The 21137-nt window shown below is 46.2% G+C and carries 21 protein-coding genes; 20 read left to right on the top strand and 1 reads right to left on the bottom strand.

Translation table 11 applies throughout. The features are described from left to right. Positions 1–55: 55 nt before the first annotated feature. From MJB10_RS22535 to MJB10_RS22500, 8 genes are all read left to right on the top strand, one after another. The gene (locus tag MJB10_RS22535) at positions 56–1378 is read left to right on the top strand and encodes an adenylosuccinate synthase (RefSeq protein ID WP_314798727.1); all 1323 of its coding nucleotides are present in this window, start codon (positions 56–58) and stop codon (positions 1376–1378) included. After that, a complete protein-coding gene (locus tag MJB10_RS22530) occupies positions 1351–1806 on the top strand; it encodes a RidA family protein (RefSeq protein ID WP_314798724.1) in 456 nt (151 codons plus the stop codon). The genes MJB10_RS22535 and MJB10_RS22530 overlap by 28 nt, the downstream gene beginning before the upstream one ends. A gap of 51 nt (positions 1807–1857) precedes the next feature. Beyond that, entirely contained in the window at positions 1858–2061 is a 204-nt protein-coding gene (locus MJB10_RS22525; protein WP_314798722.1) for an S-layer homology domain-containing protein, read from the top strand. 218 nt (positions 2062–2279) lie between these two features. Next, the gene (locus tag MJB10_RS22520) at positions 2280–3395 is read left to right on the top strand and encodes an IS110 family RNA-guided transposase (RefSeq protein ID WP_314798719.1); all 1116 of its coding nucleotides are present in this window, start codon (positions 2280–2282) and stop codon (positions 3393–3395) included. Between the two features lie 537 nt (positions 3396–3932). Then, positions 3933–4430 carry a hypothetical protein gene (locus MJB10_RS22515; RefSeq protein ID WP_314798718.1) on the top strand — a complete coding sequence of 166 codons (498 nt, stop codon included), beginning with the start codon at positions 3933–3935 and terminating at the stop codon, positions 4428–4430. A gap of 26 nt (positions 4431–4456) precedes the next feature. Beyond that, positions 4457–4702 carry an ADP-ribosylglycohydrolase family protein gene (locus MJB10_RS22510; RefSeq protein WP_314798716.1) on the top strand — a complete coding sequence of 82 codons (246 nt, stop codon included), beginning with the start codon at positions 4457–4459 and terminating at the stop codon, positions 4700–4702. A gap of 161 nt (positions 4703–4863) precedes the next feature. Further along, positions 4864–5487, top strand: coding sequence for a class I SAM-dependent methyltransferase (locus tag MJB10_RS22505; RefSeq protein WP_314798714.1), 624 nt, complete (start codon positions 4864–4866; stop codon positions 5485–5487). Between the two features lie 19 nt (positions 5488–5506). Next, a complete protein-coding gene (locus MJB10_RS22500; protein ID WP_314798711.1) occupies positions 5507–5962 on the top strand; it encodes a hypothetical protein in 456 nt (151 codons plus the stop codon). 88 nt (positions 5963–6050) lie between these two features. Here the strand turns inward: MJB10_RS22500 and MJB10_RS22495 are convergent, their stop codons facing one another. Further along, the gene (locus MJB10_RS22495) at positions 6051–7070 is read right to left on the bottom strand and encodes a LacI family DNA-binding transcriptional regulator (protein ID WP_314798708.1); all 1020 of its coding nucleotides are present in this window, start codon (positions 7068–7070) and stop codon (positions 6051–6053) included. Between the two features lie 156 nt (positions 7071–7226). Between MJB10_RS22495 and fucU the strand changes: the two genes are divergently transcribed. From fucU to MJB10_RS22435, 12 genes are all read left to right on the top strand, one after another. Further along, on the top strand, positions 7227–7646 hold the full coding sequence (gene fucU / locus MJB10_RS22490; protein ID WP_314798707.1) for an L-fucose mutarotase: 420 nt from the start codon (positions 7227–7229) through the stop codon (positions 7644–7646). Positions 7647–7717: 71 nt separating this feature from the next. Further along, the gene (locus MJB10_RS22485; RefSeq protein WP_314798704.1) at positions 7718–8692 is read left to right on the top strand and encodes an aldo/keto reductase; all 975 of its coding nucleotides are present in this window, start codon (positions 7718–7720) and stop codon (positions 8690–8692) included. A gap of 6 nt (positions 8693–8698) precedes the next feature. Then, positions 8699–11401, top strand: a complete 2703-nt coding sequence (locus MJB10_RS22480; RefSeq protein WP_314798702.1) for a UxaA family hydrolase — start codon at positions 8699–8701, stop codon at positions 11399–11401. A gap of 154 nt (positions 11402–11555) precedes the next feature. Further along, complete coding sequence (locus MJB10_RS22475; RefSeq protein WP_314798699.1) at positions 11556–12608, top strand: metallophosphoesterase family protein; 1053 nt, start codon at positions 11556–11558, stop codon at positions 12606–12608. Positions 12609–12628: 20 nt separating this feature from the next. Then, positions 12629–13051, top strand: a complete 423-nt coding sequence (locus MJB10_RS22470) for an ester cyclase (protein ID WP_314798698.1) — start codon at positions 12629–12631, stop codon at positions 13049–13051. A 183-nt stretch (positions 13052–13234) separates the two neighbouring features. Further along, positions 13235–14872 carry a WD40/YVTN/BNR-like repeat-containing protein gene (locus tag MJB10_RS22465; RefSeq protein ID WP_314798695.1) on the top strand — a complete coding sequence of 546 codons (1638 nt, stop codon included), beginning with the start codon at positions 13235–13237 and terminating at the stop codon, positions 14870–14872. A gap of 146 nt (positions 14873–15018) precedes the next feature. Further along, positions 15019–16272: a hypothetical protein gene (locus MJB10_RS22460; RefSeq protein WP_314798692.1), complete on the top strand. Its 1254-nt coding sequence runs from the start codon at positions 15019–15021 to the stop codon at positions 16270–16272. A 63-nt stretch (positions 16273–16335) separates the two neighbouring features. Continuing rightward, positions 16336–17061, top strand: coding sequence for an ABC transporter ATP-binding protein (locus MJB10_RS22455; RefSeq protein WP_314798689.1), 726 nt, complete (start codon positions 16336–16338; stop codon positions 17059–17061). Beyond that, on the top strand, positions 17048–17800 hold the full coding sequence (locus MJB10_RS22450; protein WP_314798687.1) for an ABC transporter permease: 753 nt from the start codon (positions 17048–17050) through the stop codon (positions 17798–17800). The genes MJB10_RS22455 and MJB10_RS22450 overlap by 14 nt, the downstream gene beginning before the upstream one ends. A gap of 93 nt (positions 17801–17893) precedes the next feature. Next, positions 17894–19318: a sensor histidine kinase gene (locus MJB10_RS22445; RefSeq protein ID WP_314798684.1), complete on the top strand. Its 1425-nt coding sequence runs from the start codon at positions 17894–17896 to the stop codon at positions 19316–19318. Positions 19319–19336: 18 nt separating this feature from the next. Further along, on the top strand, positions 19337–20032 hold the full coding sequence (locus MJB10_RS22440) for a response regulator transcription factor (protein WP_314805828.1): 696 nt from the start codon (positions 19337–19339) through the stop codon (positions 20030–20032). A gap of 305 nt (positions 20033–20337) precedes the next feature. After that, entirely contained in the window at positions 20338–20847 is a 510-nt protein-coding gene (locus MJB10_RS22435) for a DinB family protein (RefSeq protein WP_314798681.1), read from the top strand. The last annotated feature ends 290 nt before the right edge of the window (positions 20848–21137 follow it).

Genomic DNA, 21137 nt, shown 5'->3' with positions numbered 1-21137 from the left:
TATACCTCGTATACTTGGTTTTAGGAACAGAAGCCAAGCGCGGAAGGGTGTAGACATGACAGTAACAGCGATTGTTGGAGCCAATTGGGGCGATGAAGGGAAAGGGAAGTTTACCGATCTATTGGCCGCGAAGTCGGGCTATGTGGTCAGGTATCAAGGAGGCAGCAATGCGGGGCATACGATTATTAATCAATACGGTAAATTTGCGCTGCATCTGCTGCCATCGGGTGTCTGCCATGCGGGTGTGACGAATGTGATCGGTCCAGGTGTCGCACTGAACATCCGTGCGCTGCAACAAGAATTGGCGCAATTCACCGAACGCGGCATGCCAGCACCGAAGCTGCGGATTTCGGATCGTGCTCAGGTTCTGCTGCCTTACCACATCTTATTGGATGAGCTAGAAGAGGAACGGCTTGGCGCGCGAAAGTTCGGGTCGACGAAGCAAGGGATTGCGCCATTTTACGCGGATAAATATGCAAAGTTGGGCATTCAAGTAGCAGACCTATGGGACGAGGCGCAGCTCCGAGAGAAACTGACGGCTTCAACAACCCCGAAGAATGTGCTTCTTCATCATCTGTACCAAAAGCCTGCTATCGATGTGGAAGAGATTGTTGCGTTATTGAGAGGCCAAGCCGATTTCATTCGGCCGTATGTGTGTGACACGACAGATCTACTTCATGAGGCACTTGCAAAAAAAGAATCTATTCTAGTAGAAGGTCAATTAGGCGCGTTGCGCGACCCCGATCACGGGATCTACCCGTACACGACCTCATCATCGACACTTGCTGGATTTGCGGCAGTTGGCGCAGGGTTAACGCCACACTGTATCCAGACTGTTGTAGCGGTAACGAAAGCCTACTCGAGTTGTGCTGGGGAAGGCGCTTTTGTGACGGAGCTGTTCGAGGAAGAGGCGGAGGAGCTGCGCAAACGTGGAGGCGATGCGGGTGAGTACGGTGTCACGACAGGCAGACCGCGCAGAGTTGGGTGGTTCGATGCGGTCGCAACGCGCTATGGCTGTAAGGTGCAAGGAGCAACAGAGGTGGCTTTAACGAATCTCGATGTGTTGGGGTATTTGACGGAAATCGAGGTCTGTTATGCTTATGAGATCGACGGCGTCGAGACGACGAGTTTCCCGAATCCGTCCCAATTAGTACGTGCAATCCCTCTGTATGAAAAATGGCAAGGCTGGGGCTGCGATATTTCGCAGGCGCGCTCCTTCGCGGAACTTCCGCAACAAGCACAAGCATACGTACGACGCATTGAACAATTAATCGGCGTGGACATTCGCTGGATTTCGGTCGGTCCTCATCGGGATCAGACGATTGATATGCAAGAAGGAGGCATACGAGGATGGAACAGACCATTGCTAATCGATTAAAAGAGTTGGGGATCCAGCTCCCCCAAGCCAGCGAACCCGCAGCCCGATACGCCAATTGCGTAGAGGTGAATGGGCTGCTCTTTGTATCTGGCAAAGGACCCTCGGGTAAGCCGAAGGGAAAAATAGGGCAAACGTATTCGACCGCGGAAGGCTACGAATTTGCAAGATTGGCAGGCATCGAAATTCTCGCCGTACTGGCAGAAGCATTAGGCTCTCTCGACCGTGTCAAACGCGTGGTGAAGCTGCAAGGCTTCGTGAATGCTGTCCCTGAATTCGAAGAGCATCACAAAGTGCTGAATGGCTGCTCTGATCTGATGCTAGACGTGTTTGGTGAGAAGGGCATTCACGCGAGGTCTGTCTTTGGCGCCGTCTCGGTCCGAGAGCAGCTGCCGATCATCATTGATTCGATTTTTCAAATAGAGGAATAACGCTACTGAAAGGCAGCTTGAACCATGCGCTTCTTATATTGCGAAGGCAGCATGCCGACCTATTTTTTGAATGTACGGGTAAAATGTGCAACCGCGAGCACGGATGTGCTGACTTGGACATCCAGCAATACGTCTGCAAGCGCTCAGAAACTGGGCATCATCGATGGCATGTCGGATGGAAGCTTCGCTCCGCAGGGCAACGCAACGCGTGCGCAAGCGGCCACGATTATTTACAAATTGTTTAGTCAATCGTAGTAATAAACTGCCTCCAAGGTCATAATGACTTGGGGCAGTTTTTTAATTACATATAAGAATTTATAAGTTTAGGGGTTGGGTAAATGAAGCTTACCCTCATTTATTCTGGAGTTAGTTATGATGAACGTGTGACAGCTCCGTATTTTGTTTCATTCGTAGGTTGAAAATGGAAGTAGGACAACCATTTCAGAGCTACAAAACAAAAAGGAGCTGTTAGTATGAAGTTTGGCCAAAAATACATTGGTTTAGATGTGTCTAAAGAAAAAATTGCAGTTGCAGTTGCCGACGAAGGGCGCGATGCACCACGGTATGTCGGAGCGATCTCTCATGATCCTGGTGCAATTCGCAAATTAATTAAGCAGCTTGGCGACCCCAAAGACCTGGCTTTTTGCTATGAAGCTGGACCCACTGGTTACGAACTTTACCGCTGGATTGTTTCAATGGGTGCTCAATGTGAAGTTATCGCTCCGTCTCTTTTACCAAAACGTCCTGGAGATCAGGTGAAGACGGATCGTCGTGATGCCCTTCAACTAGCTCAGTTGTATCGATCTGGTGAACTAACATCGATTTATGTCCCCGATCGTGATGATGAAGCCCTTCGAGATTTGGTACGCGCACGGGAGGATGCCCGCGAAGACCTCCATCGCGCAAGGCAACGACTAGGCAAATTTTTACTCCGACATCACATTCATCATCCGTCCCATATGAAGAAGCGTTGGACAAAGATGTATCGGAAGTGGTTAGGAACACTTACCTTCGAGCGGAAGACGGAGCAAACCACATTTAACGAGTATCTGCATGCCATTTATGAAGTGGAACAACGGCAGCAACGCTTAGAAACCGCTATGTTAGAACAAGCCACTACCGGGACCAAAGCAGAGCTTGTCAAATTCGTACAGACGCTGCGCGGGATAGCTCGCATTACAGCGATTACGCTTGTCGCAGAAATCGGAAGTTTTGCGCGGTTTCCATCACCTACCCCGCTTATGGCTTATCTTGGACTGGTTCCCCGTGAGTATTCAAGCGGTCAATCCGTCAAACGTGGCAAAATGACGAAAGCTGGAAATAAGCTAATGCGGAAATCCATCATTGAATCCGCGTGGAGTTACCGTCACAAGCCTGCCATTAAAGGTGATTTAGCAAAGCGACTGGAAGGCATGCCTGCAGAAATCCAGGTAATATCTTGGAGGGCTCAAGAGCGATTGCATCGCAAATATATGCGAATGGTGCATAAAGGAAAGCCTGCCACTGTTGCGATCGGTGCTGTAGCCCGTGAGTTAGTCGGATTCTTATGGGCCGCTGCAATGGTTTCAGAGCGACCTGCTACAACTTAACCCCTTCCGTCCCCAAAGGGGATACGCAGGGGACTTGCCCCCTGCACCCCGACACTCGCCGTTTGGCGCCCCCCCAGCAAGCTGGAGGGAGTATTGAGTGTGTTACCTACCAGTCGCTTGTCAAGGAAACTGCTTGACAAGCTTACGCTAGAGCTTTGTGCCCGGAGGCAAAGGATAGGTATGAAGGTGAACCCACGGAATCGATATGCACTAGGGATGACTCCCAAACGTGCGCAGTTAGTTCGCGGACATCCTTCTGACGAAAGGCTTACCCTGTGGTATCCAACCCACGTATAGCAGTGTGCCAACCGTCGTTGACATTTTGCTTCCGTGCAGAGCGCTCTACAACTACCTTCGAATGCGAGAAATGACGAGGGCTTGACTTGTCACGTTCATAGCAGTCGATAAAATCGACTATTTCGCCAACAGGACACGGAAAGGCATCAAACGCCCCCCCCAACTTCTTCAGCCGATATTCCTTTGGAATCGAAACAAAAAAAGAAATTTTCCGTCTAAGTAAAAAAGGAGGGACTGACGATGAAAAAACCTTTTAAAGGCGGGATCCTCATGCTACTGGTAGTCTTAATTTTAATCAACTTAACCCTGAATGGTTGCAGTAATCAAGAAGGCCAGAGTAATACTAGTGAAGATGTTGTCGCTGGAGATACGTTGTATGTACCCGAAGGATATCAAAATAAATTAGCGTCTCTACAATTAAAGGAAGTAGTTGCCATGCCGTATTTTAGAAGCCCCTTTATTTCTGTAGCTCAAGATAGCAATGGAACCCAGTTTGCTGTGATATTTCGTGAATCTGGAGAAATTGATCGTCAACAACTACCCGTAACATACATAGAAATTATAAATCTAATTAAAAGCAAAGTAGGGTATAAAGTTTATCTTCCAGACGGAAATTTTAAAAATCTCCACCTATTTGAGATTAATGAAAATCTTGTTTGGAGCTATTATGACGGAAAAAATAAATTATATGTAGATAAAGAGGGTCGCGAAATCGAACCATTTATCAAGAAAAATTGAAGTTTTTTAGGCGTCAAAGTATTGTCTTGACTCTAGTTTTAGCGCTGATAAGTGCCATTCAGGCTGAATTGGTAGGAAGTGCATATGAGGATATGCTCACTTCCGAACCGACTTGCCAACCTAGCGGATTCGTCGTGCATACGTTTAGTTGGGTTATGCCTATTTTGTTAACGTCATCCGATTTTAGTGAAGTTGTCCAAAGGGCAGCCAATTTGGGCGGAGACTCCGACACGATCGGTGCCATTGCTGCCGGGTTGGCAGGTGGCATTTAAACTAACGAGTTTATAGTTGTATCACTGAAGGGGTGCGCGTGGCACCCCTTTCTTACGCTTTTTATGAAGTAAATCCACCATAAATAAAACTTTATTTCCAATCTATGTGTCTAATTTGTAAGACCTATTCTACAAATCAGTGCATGGGAGTGACCATGGTAATGGAGACCTATTGGAATCACAATACAGCATTTCACAACGAGTTAGTGGAAAGCGTGAAGATGCGCGGCGGGCGAGTACTCGACATTGGGTGTGGTGACGGACTGCTACTTCAGCGCATCGCGCCTTTTGCTCAAAGAGTTGTCGGTATTGATCCCGATTCGGAAGCTATTAAGCGCGCGCAAACGCGACTTGCTGGAGTATCGAATGTGTCGCCCGTTAGCGATGACTTCCTCGCCATGCCAGTCCCTTCGCAAGAGGATCGTTATTCTACAATTATCTGTGTAGCGACTTTGCACCATATGGAATTGCGAAGCGCACTTTCCAACATGGACCATTTTCTCGCGCCAGGCGGTCGGCTCCTCGTCGTTGGTTTAGCAGCGGACAAATCGATGATGGATAAAGTCATTTCGGGCCTACTGGTTCTCCCCATTCGTTTGATGGACCTACTTCATGGCGGCATGCAAGATCCAGCTGTTCGGATCGCAGAGCCGAAGGAGTCTTTATCAGAGATTCGCCAAGCGGCAAGTGAGGTGCTTCCAGGGGCCAAAGTCCGACGCCGTTTCTATTTCCGTTATGTCATGATTTGGGATAAACCGAGGGTTGAGCAGGCAATTCAGTTGTAATGGAAAGGAGGAGTAAACCATGCTAAAGGTACTTCGGGGAGTGCTGTTACTGGTCATAATGCTTCATATTTCAACCGCTTGTTCAAAGGATGCCTCATCAACCACAGAAAGTATGATGTATGAAAATAAGAAGTATAAATTCAGCCTTACGTTACCATCTAATTGGCGAGACAATTATGATGTCATTGAGCTCAAGCATGAAGAGATCATGGCGTTCAGATTTATTACAAAGGTTGGAAAAGGCGAATTGTTTAGAGTTGAGGTTTGGCCTAAAGATCAATGGGAAACCAAAGGGACGGAATTAGCCCAAATTATTCACATTTCTAAAATTGGTGAACTTGGCGATAATGTTTATGCATATGACACCCCAACGGACGTGCAATACGATCCCAATAATCAGAAGGATAAAGAGCAATACACCTTGTTAGCGAGGGATGTCGAACAGATAAAAGCTAGTTTTGAGGTTAAAAAGTAAACCTTGAGAATCGTTACTCGCCAGATGTAAAGGAAGAAATCATTGTGGCTATTGTCTACAAACTGGAAGAACAATAGCCACCTGATCTTTAGGAAATGGGAGGCGAGATGGACTGTGTGGAAGAACGAACAATGAGTTCCGATGGCAGCATAATTCTGCGAGACTCGTTGCTAACGTTTCCTTCTATGCGTTCTATCAGAAGCTGCATCCCAAGCTGGCCAAACTGATAGGCAGGTTGTGCAGCAACCGTGAGGAACGGGTTAATCGCACCAGCAGGTCCGAAGTCGTCGAAGCATACGACACTAATATCACCTGGTACTTGTAAGCCGCGCCGGCGTAGGGATTGAATGACTCCGAAGGCCAACATGTTGTTAGCTGCGAAAATAGCCGTAGGCGGATCTTCAAGCGAGAGCAGATCATCTAAGGCAGCGTCATCATGAAAATCGCGATAACCTAGATGAATAACGAGCGAATCGTCCACAGGTAGGCTATTCAGCAGAAGTGCCTCGCAATAGCCTTTGTACCGTAGGCGTGCTGTCGAGACGTCTTGCGAACCGTTCACTAATGCTATGCGTTGATGTCCTAACGAAAACAAGTGTTCAACGAGATTGCGCGCACCTTCCTTACTGTCACCCAGCACGACATCCGCATCAATGCCTGGAATTTCACGATCCAAGACAACGAATGGAATGTTATGCTTTTGCAGCTGCTGCAAATTTTCGAGGGAATGATCACCTGCAGGTGCAAATAAAACGCCGTCCACCCGTGTGGAGAGAATCATTTCGACGTAATCTTTTTCTTTCGCATAATCTTCATCACTATTAGCAAAAAGCAAGCGATAGCCCGCCTTTTTGGCAGCATCTTCGGCGCCTCGGGCTAAAGTTGTATAGAACGGATTCGTGATATCCGTAATAAGCAGGGACAATAGGTTCGTCTTCTGTGAAACTAAGCTGCGTGCCAATGCATTTGGGATGTAATGGAGCTCTTCCATGACTTTCCGCACTCGCTTACGCGTCTCTTCACTGATCCGGCCTGTATTATTGATCACTCTGGAAACCGTCATAGCGGAAACACCAGCCTTTTCGGCGATGTCATAGATGGTTATCACGTGGTATTCTCCTTTATGTGCTAGTTCGGTGTTCAACGTGTAGTCGTTTATTTTGTATTGTATAGAATTAAATGGTTGACAGCAAGATAAAAAATTGTTTATTTTGAGTTATCGGTAACGTATAATAAATATAAAATGATATAGGAGATGTTAATGATGTTAAGAGGGATACCTTCGATCCTTTCCCCTGAGCTTCTTAAAATATTGATGGAGATGGGGCATGGCGATGAAATCGTCTTAGCAGATGGCAATTTCCCTGCGGCGAGTCACGCGAACCAGTTGCTGCGTTGTGATGGTCATGGTGTTCCTGAATTATTGAAAGCGATTTTATCTTTATTTCCACTGGATACTTATAGCGAGCAGCCTGTTTCACTCATGGCTGTCGTTCCTGGTGACCCGGTTGCAACGCCCATTTGGGGGGAGTATGAGGGGATCATTAGTGAATACGCAACACCAGCCATTGAGTACGTGGAACGGTTCGCTTTCTATGAGCGGGCGAAAAAGGCATATGCAATTGTAGCAACGAGTGAAAAGGCGCTTTATGCCAATATTATTTTAAAAAAAGGCGTAATTTAATAGAAATTAATTTATCGATAACTCCAATTAATAAGCATGTAAAACTCAATCAATGAGAAGCGAGGACACTTATGTCAACTACATCCCTTTACTCGAATCGGCCAATTGGTCAAACAGGTCTGCTTGTATCTCCGCTTTGTGTTGGTGGAGCTCCATTCGGTGATATGCCGGAAGTTTTTAATTTTGGTGTACCAGAAGAAACCGCGCTGGATACAATTCGCACTGCGTTCGCAAGCCCGATTAACTTCCTCGATACGGCTGCAGCCTATGGCGAAGGCGAGAGTGAGCGCCGCATAGGCAAGGTAATTAAAGAGAACGGCGGACTCCCATCGGGTTTTGTGCTCGCCACCAAGGCAGACCGGTGTTTACGTACAGGCGACTTCAGCGGGGAGCAAATCAAACGATCGATTGAAGGAAGTCTAATCCGGTTAGGGCTAGATCGTCTGCAATATGTCTATATCCATGACCCAGAACATTCAACTTTTGAGAATGTCATGGGAGCAGGCGGGCCGCTTGAGGTGCTGAAAAATTTCAAGGATCAGGGCGTCATTGACCACATCGGAATATCTGGCGGGCCCATCGACTTGCTAATTCGTTATGTAGAGACAGGGGAATTTAGCGCAGTTGAGACCCATAACCGCTATACACTGCTCAATCGATCAGCTGAGCCTTTGCTTGATATCGCCAATCAATTGGGGGTTGCTGTCATTAACGCAGCGCCTTATGGCAGCGGCATATTGGCAAAAGGTCCAGATGCTTACGCACGATATGCGTATAGTGACGCACCTCCTTTGCTGCTTGAACGTGCACGCTCCTTAATGAACGTCTGCCAGGCATATAATGTGCCCTTAGCCGCTGCTGCACTCCAATTCTCCATGCGTGACCCACGCGTCACGAGCACTGTTGTTGGAATGAGCAAGCCGGAACGAGTAGCACAGACGTTGGAGCTTGCCAATTATCCAATTCCTCCAGAGCTTTGGACTGAGCTGGAAGACATTGAATATTCTACAGATGATCCCGAAGCAGAAAGATTCGAAGGGAGATAGATAGCGATGGGCGACATTTACCAATTTGATGAAATTGCTAGACTCCCTTTACCTGGGGATAACTGCGCCGTAGCGACGCGTAATTTGGACGCCGGCACCGTCATTCAATATGAAGGCCAAACCTTGATAGTAGATTATACGGTTATGGAAGGTCATCGTTTTGCTGTGAAGACAATTGATCCCGGTGTAGAACTGCTTTCTTGGGAAATGCCGTTTGGCGTGGCCCTGCAAGAGATTCAGCCTGGTCAATACGTGATAAATGAGGCGGTATTGGACGCACTTCGCGTGCGTCAGCTGAAGTTTGCTCTGCCAGAGGCGCCTAATTTTGCGGATCAAGTTCATCCTTACGTACTTGATGAGGAAAATTTTCAGCCTGCCCCAGCATCGCCGGCATACTCGGAAACTCGTACTTTTATGGGGTATCGCCGCCATGAAGCCCGCGGGGTAGGCACCCGCAACCACATCGTTCTGCTAGGAACCACCTCCCGAACAGGCAGCTATGTGAAGCAGCTTGCAGCCCGTTTGCAAGGCGAGCTGAACAATTACCCTAATGTGGAAGGGATTGTTCCAGCAGCGCACACGGAGGGCAGCACGGAAAATCCGAATAACTTGGAATTATTGTTGCGGACGCTCGCCGGATTTATGGTAAACCCCAACGTCGGTGCGGTTCTGGCTGTCGATTATGGCAATGAACCAGTAACCAACAAGATGGTTGAAGCTTATTTGCGCGAACATGACTACCCGATCGATGAAGTGCTGCATAAGTTTGTGTCCCTCCAAGGCAGCTTTGAAGAAAATCTGGTTCAATGCGAAGCGATTGTACGAGAATGGCTGCCTACGGTCAATGCGATGCAACGTACGCCAGAATCCATCAGCCACCTAAAGATCGGACTGCAGTGCGGTGGTTCGGACGCTTTTTCCGGTATTTCAGCGAACCCGCTGCTTGGCTGGATCTCAGAAGAATTAGTACGCTACGGCGGGGCTGCCAGTCTGGCGGAGACCGATGAATTGATTGGCGCGGAAGCCTTTGTCCTCTCGAAAGTACGTAACGTGGAAACCGCCCGTAAGTTTTTGGAGCTTGTGCAACGTTTCAGGGAACGCACGTCCTGGCATGGTGCCAGTGCGGAAGGAAATCCATCTGGCGGCAACATCTATCGCGGCCTTTATAACATTTATCTCAAATCCATTGGTGCTGCCCAGAAGAAAGATCCGATCACTCGCCTCGATTACGCCACAGAGTATGGGGAGCTCATGAAAGACGGCGGATTTTATTTCATGGACAGCCCAGGCAATGACCTCGAGAGCATCGCTGGTCAGGTGGCTGCAGGCTGCAATATGATTTTCTTTACGACAGGCAACGGCTCGATTACTAATTTCCCTTACCTGCCGACTGTTAAGGTTGTTACGACGACTCGTCGCTTCCAATTATTGTCCAATGATATGGATGTTAACGCGGGGCAGTATCTGGAAGGCAAGTCAATGGATGAGCTCGGCAAAGAGGTCTTCGATCTTACGATCCAAATTGCCTCCGGTCAGCGGAGTGTGGGGGAGAAGGCCGGTCATGCTCAGGTTCAGATTTGGCGGAACTGGCAGCAAAATGATGCGAGCCAGCTGGAGACATTACTTCATCCCCCTGTGCCGACGGGAGAGCCAATTGACATCCAAGAGGACGCTGAAGCGACGGTAAGCTCTATTCAATTCAGTCTTACTCGTCATCAGAACCGCATGGCTAGTGACAGCATTGGCTTGATCCTGCCGACCAGTCTTTGCGCTGGACAGGTGGCCAATATGATGACGAAGCAGTTAAATAACCAGGGTGCCGGACAACCCGAGGTCTCGCGATTTGTGGCATTGGCTCACACGGAAGGCTGCGGGAATTCGGGGGGACAAGCCGAGCAGATGCTTGCCCGAACGATGATCGGCTATATCACTCATCCGATGGTGAAACATTGTTTGCTGTTGGAGCACGGCTGCGAGAAAACCCACAACGATTTTATGCGCCATCAGATGGAAGAGAGCGGTGTGGACGCGAGTCGTCTTGGTTTTGCCAGCATTCAGCTTGACGGCGGAATTACGAAGGTGACGCAGAAGGTAGAAGCATGGTTTGCTGAACAATTGGCAGCGGCTGGAGCAGGTGAGAAGGTGACAGTCGGTCTGGCAGGACTGCGTATTGGCATCGTAAGCGATGGTTCCATCTCCGACGATGAAGGAGAGCAGCTCGCGAAGTTGACCAAAATGATAGTTAAAGCAGGCGGCTTAGTGGTTGTTCCTGCGAACAGCGGTCTACTTTCTACGGCTTCTTATAGCCAAAATTTATTTACTTCATCGAATGTCCTGCCATCCATTGCCTATGGAGAGCATGTCCGTCGCAATGGTTTCCACATTATGGAGACTCCAACCGAGCATTGGGTGGAAACAGTTACGGGCCTTGCTGCCACGGGCGTAGAGTTAATCATCGCGCTAGTCGGGAATCGTCCGATGCAGACGCATCCGTTCGTTCCTATGATGCAAATAGCATCGGATTCGGGCATGCTGCGCAACTATGAAAATGATTTGGATTTGCTGCTTAACGGTGATCCAGATGCGTGGACGAACACAATTCTCGAGCGCGTCAAGCAAATCATTGAGCATACCTATACACCTCGTCTCTACCAGAAAGGCAATGATGATTTCCAATTAACACGTGGCTTCTTGGGTGTTTCGTTGTGAGTAAAATTTCTATTCTATAAGACAGATCAACAAAGCAGGCGCTTCGGCGGCCTGCTTTTGTTTATTGATTCAATTTATGCTGCAAGTATGCTCAATCCTCTGGTACTATTAGAACTAAATAGTGACGATACAGAAAGTGGGGGGAAAGGTCCATATGATCTCTAGAAGACAGTTTGTCCAAAGATTACTTGCGGCCGCGTTTGCATTAACGGGTGGCGGAGCCCTGATCATGCAAATTTTGAAGAAAAGAGAGTCGAATGAAACTGTAGTCGAGGCCGCGGGACAGAAAGAGATCCCCCAAGCATCCGTTCAACCCGAAACGGTCGCTTCTGGCGGCAAAAGACTAGTGCTATCCTTTTTCCTGCTCAGCGATGTGCATATTTCAGACAATGGTACTACTACGATTACTGATAAGCTTCATTCGGCGTTGAAAGATATTAGTCGTTTCGAATCCCCGGTAGATACGATTGTTTTCGGTGGAGACATCACCGATGTTGGTCGCGAAGTCGATTACAAACTTTTTCGAAAAGTATTGGATAAATATAAACTGCCGCCTATGTACGCAAATATGGGCAATCACGACTTTTACGACATTTGGATCAACAGTAAGGGAGAATGGTCCGATGAAACGATGCCCAACGGCAAAACCGATGCGATGTCCCGCGAACGGTTCATGAAGTTTTTCGGTTATAAGGATAAGCCCTACATGGATGTCTGGATCAATGGTGTTCATCTAATTATGATGTCCCAAGAGGCCTATGTGCAGGAGAAACCAGAGGTAGGGGAGGGGGCGTGGTATTCGGATGAGCAGCTTGCTTGGCTTGAGAGTCTGATGAAATCACATGAGGATGGAAAGCCTGCTTTCGTCTTCATCCACCAGCCGCTGCCAGCGCCGGATATGGACGGAAAACCGCCGCAGTTGCTCAGGGCCAAGGAGTTTCGGGCCATTTTAGCGCCGTATAAAAATGTATTTGTACTGTCCGGGCATACGCATCGTAACTTTGCGACGGAGAATCACTATAATACGCAGAACTCATTTCACTGGTTCAATAATGCCTCTGTCGGCAAAACCCGAAGCGCTGACAATCCCAATGTAGCACAAGGCATGTATGTTCAGATCTACAACAACGAAGTGGTGGTTCGTGGCCGAGAGTTCTCCAATCAGACCTGGATTGAATCGGCTAAGTACAATGTAGCGTTAATCTGATGAAATAAGGAGAAGTTACGATGTCAGTAGAAGAGGTAGTACGGCTATTTTTTGAGAAGGTTCGATCAGGTCAAGAACCGGATGCCGCATTCAGTTTGATGGCGGAGCGTGTTCTAGCGCATCAGATTACATCGGAAAATGAAGTGACCGTCGAGCGATCTCCTGCCAATTACGTGGATCACGTTCATGAAATGCTAGAAGCATACGGAGCTTTCAGTTTAACTATACAGGAGTTGTTGGTACAAGGAGATCGAGTGTATGTGCGTTGGAAACAATCTGGCGTCCATATCGGAGAAGTAGACGGGTATTCGCCAACGAATAAACCAGTTGTAGAGATTGCAAGCGCCGTCTATCGTGTTGAAAATGAGAAAATCGTAGAATATTGGATACAAATTGATCGTGAAGGAATCCGTATTCAATTGGAGCGTAATAAGGTTATGTAGTTGAGGTTAAGGACTAAACATAGAAGGTCACCAATCGGGAGTACGATTGGTGACCTTTTTGACTGCGGTCACGCGTGGTGACTTTTTTATTTTTCCATTAAAAGGAACTTTTTATGCTGTCGAGGTGTCTAATCATTTACGGGAAAGAAATGGACGCTGTTTATTGAAAGGTTGGTTTTCGTTGTGAACCCATTGTTATCTGTAACACAGAAAGTGACTTCTATCCTGATCAGCAGCCTGTTGATCCTCAGTATGCCAAATTGTATTTCTGACGAAGCGAAGATGACAGCGTCATTACCTTCAACATCGATACCTTCAAATGTGAAAACAGAGTTTGAGACGATGGCTCCTCCATTTGCTGTTCGCTATATTCGTTCAGTGATGAGGCCAAGTATGCTTCCAGAGGATGTCGTGCAACTTCTTGGGAATACGTATAAAGAGGTTCAAACTCAATCTGAAATGAAATCAGTGACCTTATGGCGATATGATATTGGGGTAAAAGAAGGGTTCACTCCGACTGCAACACGGGATGATCAGGACTGGGCTGATGAAACAGGTATACAAGAGGGCAGCCTATACGCTCAATTCTTAATCCGTTGGGTAGACGGTAAGGCTGAAAATTACTGGTTAGCTTATCGCGGGGCTGATCATGAACGCAAATTTGAAGAAGTAACAGGGGAGTTTCAAGTGTCAGCATGGGCACTGGCTCCAAAAGAGCCACCAGAATCTTTTAATAAAGATATTTTTGGCTATAGCTATATGACTGATACCAGAAGCGGTTGGGCAGCTGGGAGAAAAGTATGGAACACAATGGATGGAGGCTTAACATGGGTCGATCATACACCTCCTAAGGAAGGGGGATCCTTCAATATTTTTGGTGTTGTGGATCAAAACACGTTGTGGACCCTCTTTCAACCGAAAGAGCTTGGCATGGAGATCTCAAATGCTAATGCTGAATCGGAGCTGAGTCAACAACCCGTTTATCTCACTTCAGACGGTGGGGATACCTGGGAGCAAGTAGAGCATCCACTAAAAGGTCATTGGGGCTATCACCCCGCGATTACTTTATACGATACACAATTTGTAGATAAGAATGTTGGCTACCTCTATGCATATGCCGAACCGGGTATGGTAAAGGAACGTAAAAGTTTATTTATGATGACCTCAGATAGCGGACGACATTGGACTGAAGTCAGCACAGATATAACGAATCAAGAGGATATCGGGTTTGCTATGCCTAACGGTATGGTGCTCCGAGATCTCAAAGAACCTTGGATTACTTACACCAACACGGGTAACGGAAAACCTACGGTATTTAAATCCATGACCAATGGTCGTTCTTGGGAACGAGTTAGATTGGAGATACCCTTGCAGGCAGTAGACACAACCACCTATCCGTTGACAAGACCCATGTTCTGGGGACCTCATCATAGCAATGGACTTATGACCTTTTCATTCAGCAAAGACAATGACTTGGAAGGGATCATATGGTATAAAACCACGGATGGCGGGATTAGCTGGACAAGTCAAGTATCGACTATTGAAAGTATACTAGGCAAGCAGCCTTCAGTGGGGCAGAAAAGTGGAACTTTTTCAATGTTCGCCTATGATCTTAATACCCTATGGCTCCTTCTGATTGAGTCAGGTGAATTGTATCGTTCTACCGATGGCGGTGAGAAATGGCAGTTTATTAGTTCATCTCCATCTTTTCAAAATGTTCAAGGGATCATTTTTACAAGTCCAGAGGAAGGAAGGGCTTATTCCCGCTTAATCAACCTATACACCAAGGATGGCGGAGTAACTTGGACGGAACAACGTTAGTGGATACATAAGAAAAAGTGAGATCACATGACGTTTGGTACGAGTTAATACTTTGTTAATAAACCATTTAGATGGATTCAATAGCCATATAGTAATATGAGTAGTAAGGAAACGTTTCCCGAATAAGGTGGTTAAGGAGAATTGAGATGAAACTTAGCAAAAAATCATTGACTGTACTTTCATTTACGGTAGGTGCTTGTCTTTTCGTATCTACGGCTTTCGCCGATGCGCTGCTGGGATCAGGGTATGACGGTTTGAAGAGTTCAGCCAAAAATACGGCAGCTCTCATGGAAAAGGATTTACATAGCTTCACGGCCGAGATGCTGTATACATTGAAGGATAATGATCAAACCTTGCTTCAATCGTCCAGCATCAACAAAACGGATACAGATAACCATGTAACAGAAGAGACCGAAGTGACGACAAACGCCAAGGGCGAAACGAACACCGGTTATTCGTATTACGACACGAAGCAAACGATTACTAGAAACAGTTCAGATAATACCTATTACGTCATGGAACGTCCAGCTGATGTGAACCGTAAAGGTCCGTCTGAATTCAGCAACCCGTTTAAAGAAAAGGGAGCAGCCGAGGTTGAGAAGATTGTTGACGCTGTAGTTGGCTCATTGAAAGATAGTGTACAAGTCGAGGAAGGAACGGACGGCGGCAAAGTGTTTACGGGAAGCTTGTCTGAAGCGCAAGTACCTGCGCTAGTGAATGCGGTCACCTCCTTTGGTATCAAGCGGATGCTGGGTAGGGAAAGAGATTTACCAGACATCGAGAGCGATATTTTTGTGAAAAAGGTTGTAGGCCAAGCTATTGAAAATAAAGCTGGCTACCTAGAGAATGTGACAGGAGAGGTCACGCTTTCAGGAAAAGATAAAAACGGTGTTCAGCACGACTTGAACCTTAATGTGATCGTCAAGCTGACGGCTATTGGCAGTACGAAGATCATTAAGCCGGATCTAACGAACGCTAAGGTAGAGAAGGTCAATCAATTCGGCGGTTTCAGCAGTAAATATGTGGGAACCTATGAGAATGATATCGTGATGGACAAAGACGGTAAGTTCGTGAAGATTGGCGAACGAAAAGTTGTAATCGCAAGCATTGAGGGCAGTAAAGTGACAGGAACCTATACAGAAACCGTTAATCCTGGTTTTGAGAGCGATTATCCGAACAAGGACGCCTTTAGCTTCGCATACAACCTGGCGGAATCACCTACATTTACTTACACCGATGCGAAGGGTGAGCAGAAGTATGGCATGATTCATCCTGGAGCTGCGGGCAAAATTTATTTTGATATGAACGTACAGGTGTCAGTGTCAGAGAGAAGTGTGTTCAAATCTAGCAGCAGCATAAAACCTTTCTTTGACGGTGAATTTAGCCGCGTATTTGAATAAAAAGATTCTCACTCAGGGGGCTGCAGATAGCAGCTTCCTGAGTATGTTTAGGGAGATGATGAATTGACAGTCAAGGCGATTGAAGTCACCAACTTAACGAAGTCCTTTAAGAACGGCCGCGGAATCAGCGATTTGAATTTAGACGTGGATCAAGGGGATATTTTCGGTTTCCTAGGACCCAACGGCGCTGGGAAAACAACAGCTATGAAGATGATCACAGGACTGATGAAGCCGGATCACGGCGATGTGAACATTTTCGGGGCGAGCATATCGGAAGACTATGTGAATGCGATGAAACATGTAGGCTGTTTGATTGAGACAGCGGAATCGTACCCTTATTTGACGGCGAATGACAACCTGAAACTATTTTCGAGGTTCTATCCAGAGGTGGATCAGCGAAGAATCGATGAATGTCTTGCGATCACGGGGATGCTGAAATATAAAAATGAGAAATCACAAAAGTTTTCACTCGGGATGAAACAAAGACTAGGGATCGCCGCGGCAATTCTGTCGAAGCCAAGGCTTTTAATTTTGGACGAGCCTTTAAACGGATTGGATGTCGAGGGGATGCTGGAGATGAGGAAGTTGATTAAGCAGCTTTCCCAGGAAGGCACGACTTTTTTTATTTCCAGCCACTTGATTCACGATGTGGAATTAACGTGCACACGAATCGGGATCATTTACGGAGGCAAGCTAGTTAACGTCGAATATACCCAAAATATCCTTTCGTATTATTCGTCGCTGGAGAATTATTTCGTTAGTGAGGTGGACAGGAATGGCAGGGTTTAAAGCCGCATTTATGAATGAAGCCGTGAAGCTGCTCAAAAAGAAAAAAATCATGGCAGCCGCGATATTGTCCATTCTTGCCGTTATGATTGGCCAAATTGCTGTAACGACAATCAAGCATGGCCTTGGATTACGTATTGTCGGGAGTGCCCAATTTCCCATCGCCGTATTGACGTTTGTTGCGTATACGATCTTACCTCTGTTTGCAGTATTTGTAGCGATCGATATGTTTAACGGAGAATCCGCATCGAATACGATGAAAATCACACTGCTTCGACCCGTCTCCCGATTCGGTGTGTTCAGTGCCAAGGTTTTGAATTTAGCGCTATTTATTGTTGGAAATCTTTTGTTTATCATGGTGCTTTCGTTGCTGGCCGGTTTTATTTTCAATCCTTCATCCGCAAGCCTAGTTGGGATCTTGAAGGTCATTGTGTCCTATGGCTTAACTTTTTTTCCTGTATTTGTGTTTGCACTTATCGTTGTGCTGTTATCCAATGTGATTCAGGGCGGATTAGCTGTATTCTTCCTCTCCATTCTGGTGTATATCGGTTTCAACTTTCTGGGCATTGTGTTCTCGTCCTATTCGAGTTTTTTTATCACGTCGATGTTTGATTGGTACACCCTGTGGATTTCGGAATCGATTAATGTGTTTAAAATTTGCCGTCAGATTCTAATCATGTCCGGTTGTGGTATCATGTTATTTACGACGGGGTATTATTTTTTTGACAAGAAGGATATCTAGCTAAAGAGTTTAGCTTTTGCTAATGTGGTTGGCAATATGGTTATTTTTATTCCTCTTGGCGTGTTAAGATTGCGCCTCTAGAAAGGAATCGACATGCACTTAACGAAACGATTCTTCACGATGAATACGCTGGCTATGCTGTTTGCTATTGGTTTGACGATGCTGGCCGTCATCATTTTTGTTGCTGCGTATATGAAAGTTTTTGGCCGCGGAGCCGATCTGAAGGAGTTTCAGAAGGAGTTCGAGGTCAGAGCGGCGATCAACGAGATCAAACGGGAAGCGCTGACCTTGAAGTTCGAGAAACTCTTAGATCCGAACTATCAGCAGGAGCTCTCTGATCGTGTGAACGTTTTGGATGCGAGTGCGATTATAGTAGTCAACCGAGAGGTTATCTATGCCACGCATCATTTTAATCAAATCGATATGGAGAAAAGCCTCATGCTGTCCAGCCAGCCCGATCGTGATGAGATCGAGCTTGGTGGTCGTACCTATATGTTTAGCCGAGCAGATTACAAACTTCCGTCTGGCGATGCGGGCATTCTCTTACTGCTTGCGCCAATCCAAGTAAAAACAAGCTTTTTTGTGGTGCTTGGCATCTTCACGGTTTGTTTTTTTACCGTGGTTTTTATGCTCATGAATGCTTGGATATCCTACAGGTTCTCCCGCGGCATCATATTGCCAATCTCCAGACTTAAGGACGCCGCGCTGCAAATTAGGGCAGGGGATCTGGGAAACGAGATTGCCGAGGAAGGCGAAGGCGAAATTCGGGAATTAGGCAGAACCTTGGAGCTCATGCGGATCAAGTTGAAGGAATCTGTTTATTTACAGCAAAAATATGATGATAACCGGAAATTTTTAGTGTCGAGTATTTCTCATGACTTAAAGACGCCAGTGACGTCCATTAAAGGCTATATCGAAGGCATTATCGATGGGGTCGCCAAGACGCCTGAGAAAATGGAGGAGTATCTGGAAACCGCGAGATCCAAGGCTATTCTGGTTAACGCGATGATTGATGATCTCCTTTTATATTCAAAGCTGGATTTGAACCAATTGCCGTACCATTTTGAAAAGAGTGACTTGGCGAGTTATTTCGAGGATTGCGTGGCGGACCATAAATATGAGTGTGAAAAGGCTCATGTATCCATAGCATTAATCAATGAATTAAAGGAACCTGCTACGGTATTAATAGATCGCGAACGATTAAAGCGGGTCGTACAGAACATTTTCAACAATGCGATCACCTATGCGGACAAGCCAAATGGCCAGATCGACATCATTCTCAGGGAAACGCGGACGTCGGCGATTATCGAGATGAAGGACAATGGGAAAGGCATCCCCGAGGACAAGCTTCCCTATATTTTTGATCGATTTTATCAGGCAGACCCTTCAAGAATGAGCGGCAGTGGACTTGGGCTAGCGATAGCTAAGCAAATTATCGAGGGGCACGACGGGAAAATATGGGCCAAGAGCACTGTAGGTGAGGGAACCGGCATTATGATATCGCTGAAAAAATTATAAGGATGTCTGGAGGTTATGATGAAAAGGATTCTGATTGTCGAAGACGACCAAAGTATTGCCAATTTGCAAAGGGATTACCTGGAGCTCAGCGGTTACTCGGTTAAAATGGTGAACAACGGCTCCGCCGGCTTGCGTGCGCTCAAAGAGGATGCGTTTGAGCTGGTGATCCTGGATATCATGCTGCCAGACATGGATGGGTTCGAAGTGTTGCGAACCATTCGTGAGCAGGATGATATTCCCGTGCTTCTGGTATCGGCGAGGGCAGAGGAAATTTATAAAATTAACGGCCTAGGCCTCGGTGCGGACGATTATATTACGAAGCCATTCAGCTCAGGTGAGCTGGTGGCGCGGGTTGGCGCCCATTTGAAAAAGTTCGAGCGGATGAAAGAGCGCTTTGGTAAGGGCACCGAGGGAAGCACGATCCAGATTAGGGGTCTTGAGCTGCAGAAGGATGCGAGACGGGTATTCGTGAACGGCAATGAGGTCGTGCTGGCCCAGAAGGAATTCGACCTGCTACTGTTCCTTGCGCAATCGCCCAATCGGGTATTTGGCAAGGAAGAACTGTTTGAGCGGATCTGGGGCATGGATGCGATGAGCGACGCCTCAACAGTAACCGTTCATATTGCCAGAATCCGGGAGAAAATCGAGGAACTCCCGTCGAAACCGCAGTACATCGGTACGGTGTGGGGATCGGGGTATAGGTTTATGGTTTGAATGGGGTGGGTGCTGTACGTAGTACAACATGATTGGGGTATTGCTTTTTAGAAATGTTGTACGCAGTACAACTTCCAGGCCGCCGAGGCTTCTCGATGGGACAGGAAAACTATATTTTAATCCCAAAGGCGAGGTTGAAACGGACCCATTTGCTCTCTCCATCCAATAAAAGCCTTCAGTGTTCAAGTTGAGGGGAAAGGTAGTATTTGGGATTTCCATTGGGGAATGAATATTTAGTACCAAGTCATAATACCTTGTAATATAATAATGGGAGAAAGTACCATTAATTGGGGGAGGACTTGAGCATGAAGAATTTCGAAGAAAATCTTTATTTTACAAGAGAGCAATTGATAAGTGAGATTTCGCATTTACCAAATGAAGTATTCAATCGAAAAAGTGATACAAATAAGTGGAGTATCGCCCAGATTTGTCATCATTTATGGAAGACGGAAACTTTGTTTACTAAAGCAATTCTTTTCGGGCTTAAACAAAACAAACGAACTAAAACAGAACGCAAGCCGATTGAACATGTATTAGATAGATCAAAGTTTATTCGTGCACCAGAAATTGCAGAACCAGGTACGGGACCTTTTTACGTAGTTCAGCTGATTCAACTATTAAATGATTCAAGAATAGATTTATTGGGTGTTCTAAATAAGATGGATGACAAGTCCATTTTGGAGGAAATAGCTGTTAAGCATCCCATGTTTGACGACTTATCATTAGATCAATGGGTTGAATTGCTTTATTTACACGAGCAACGACATATTCAACAAATAAAAGATCATAAAAGTCGCCCCGACTTTAAAATATAAACTTAGGCCCTCAGCTCGTCGCTGAGGGTCTCTTTTTTTGAATATTAAACTTTTATCAAATGTCATAAGCCAGTTTATTCAAGTTGGTTTAAATATGTTTGTACGGGCTATTATTAGCCACAGTAGATTATATTTCATTTTCGTGAACATCTCCTATATAAAACACAACCCTACCTAGAATTATCCCTTGTCTATTAAAGGTAATTTGATTTTATAATGAAGTTGTTAACACGATTGTCAATTGTTAGCATTTACTTGGATAGAAAAAGGAGCTGAGTGAGAAGATTTAT

The sequence above is a fragment of the Paenibacillus sp. MBLB1832 genome (assembly GCF_032271945.1).
Classification (GTDB): Bacteria; Bacillota; Bacilli; order Paenibacillales; family NBRC-103111; genus Paenibacillus_E; species Paenibacillus_E roseopurpureus.
This window is presented reverse-complemented; position numbering and strand designations above follow the sequence as displayed.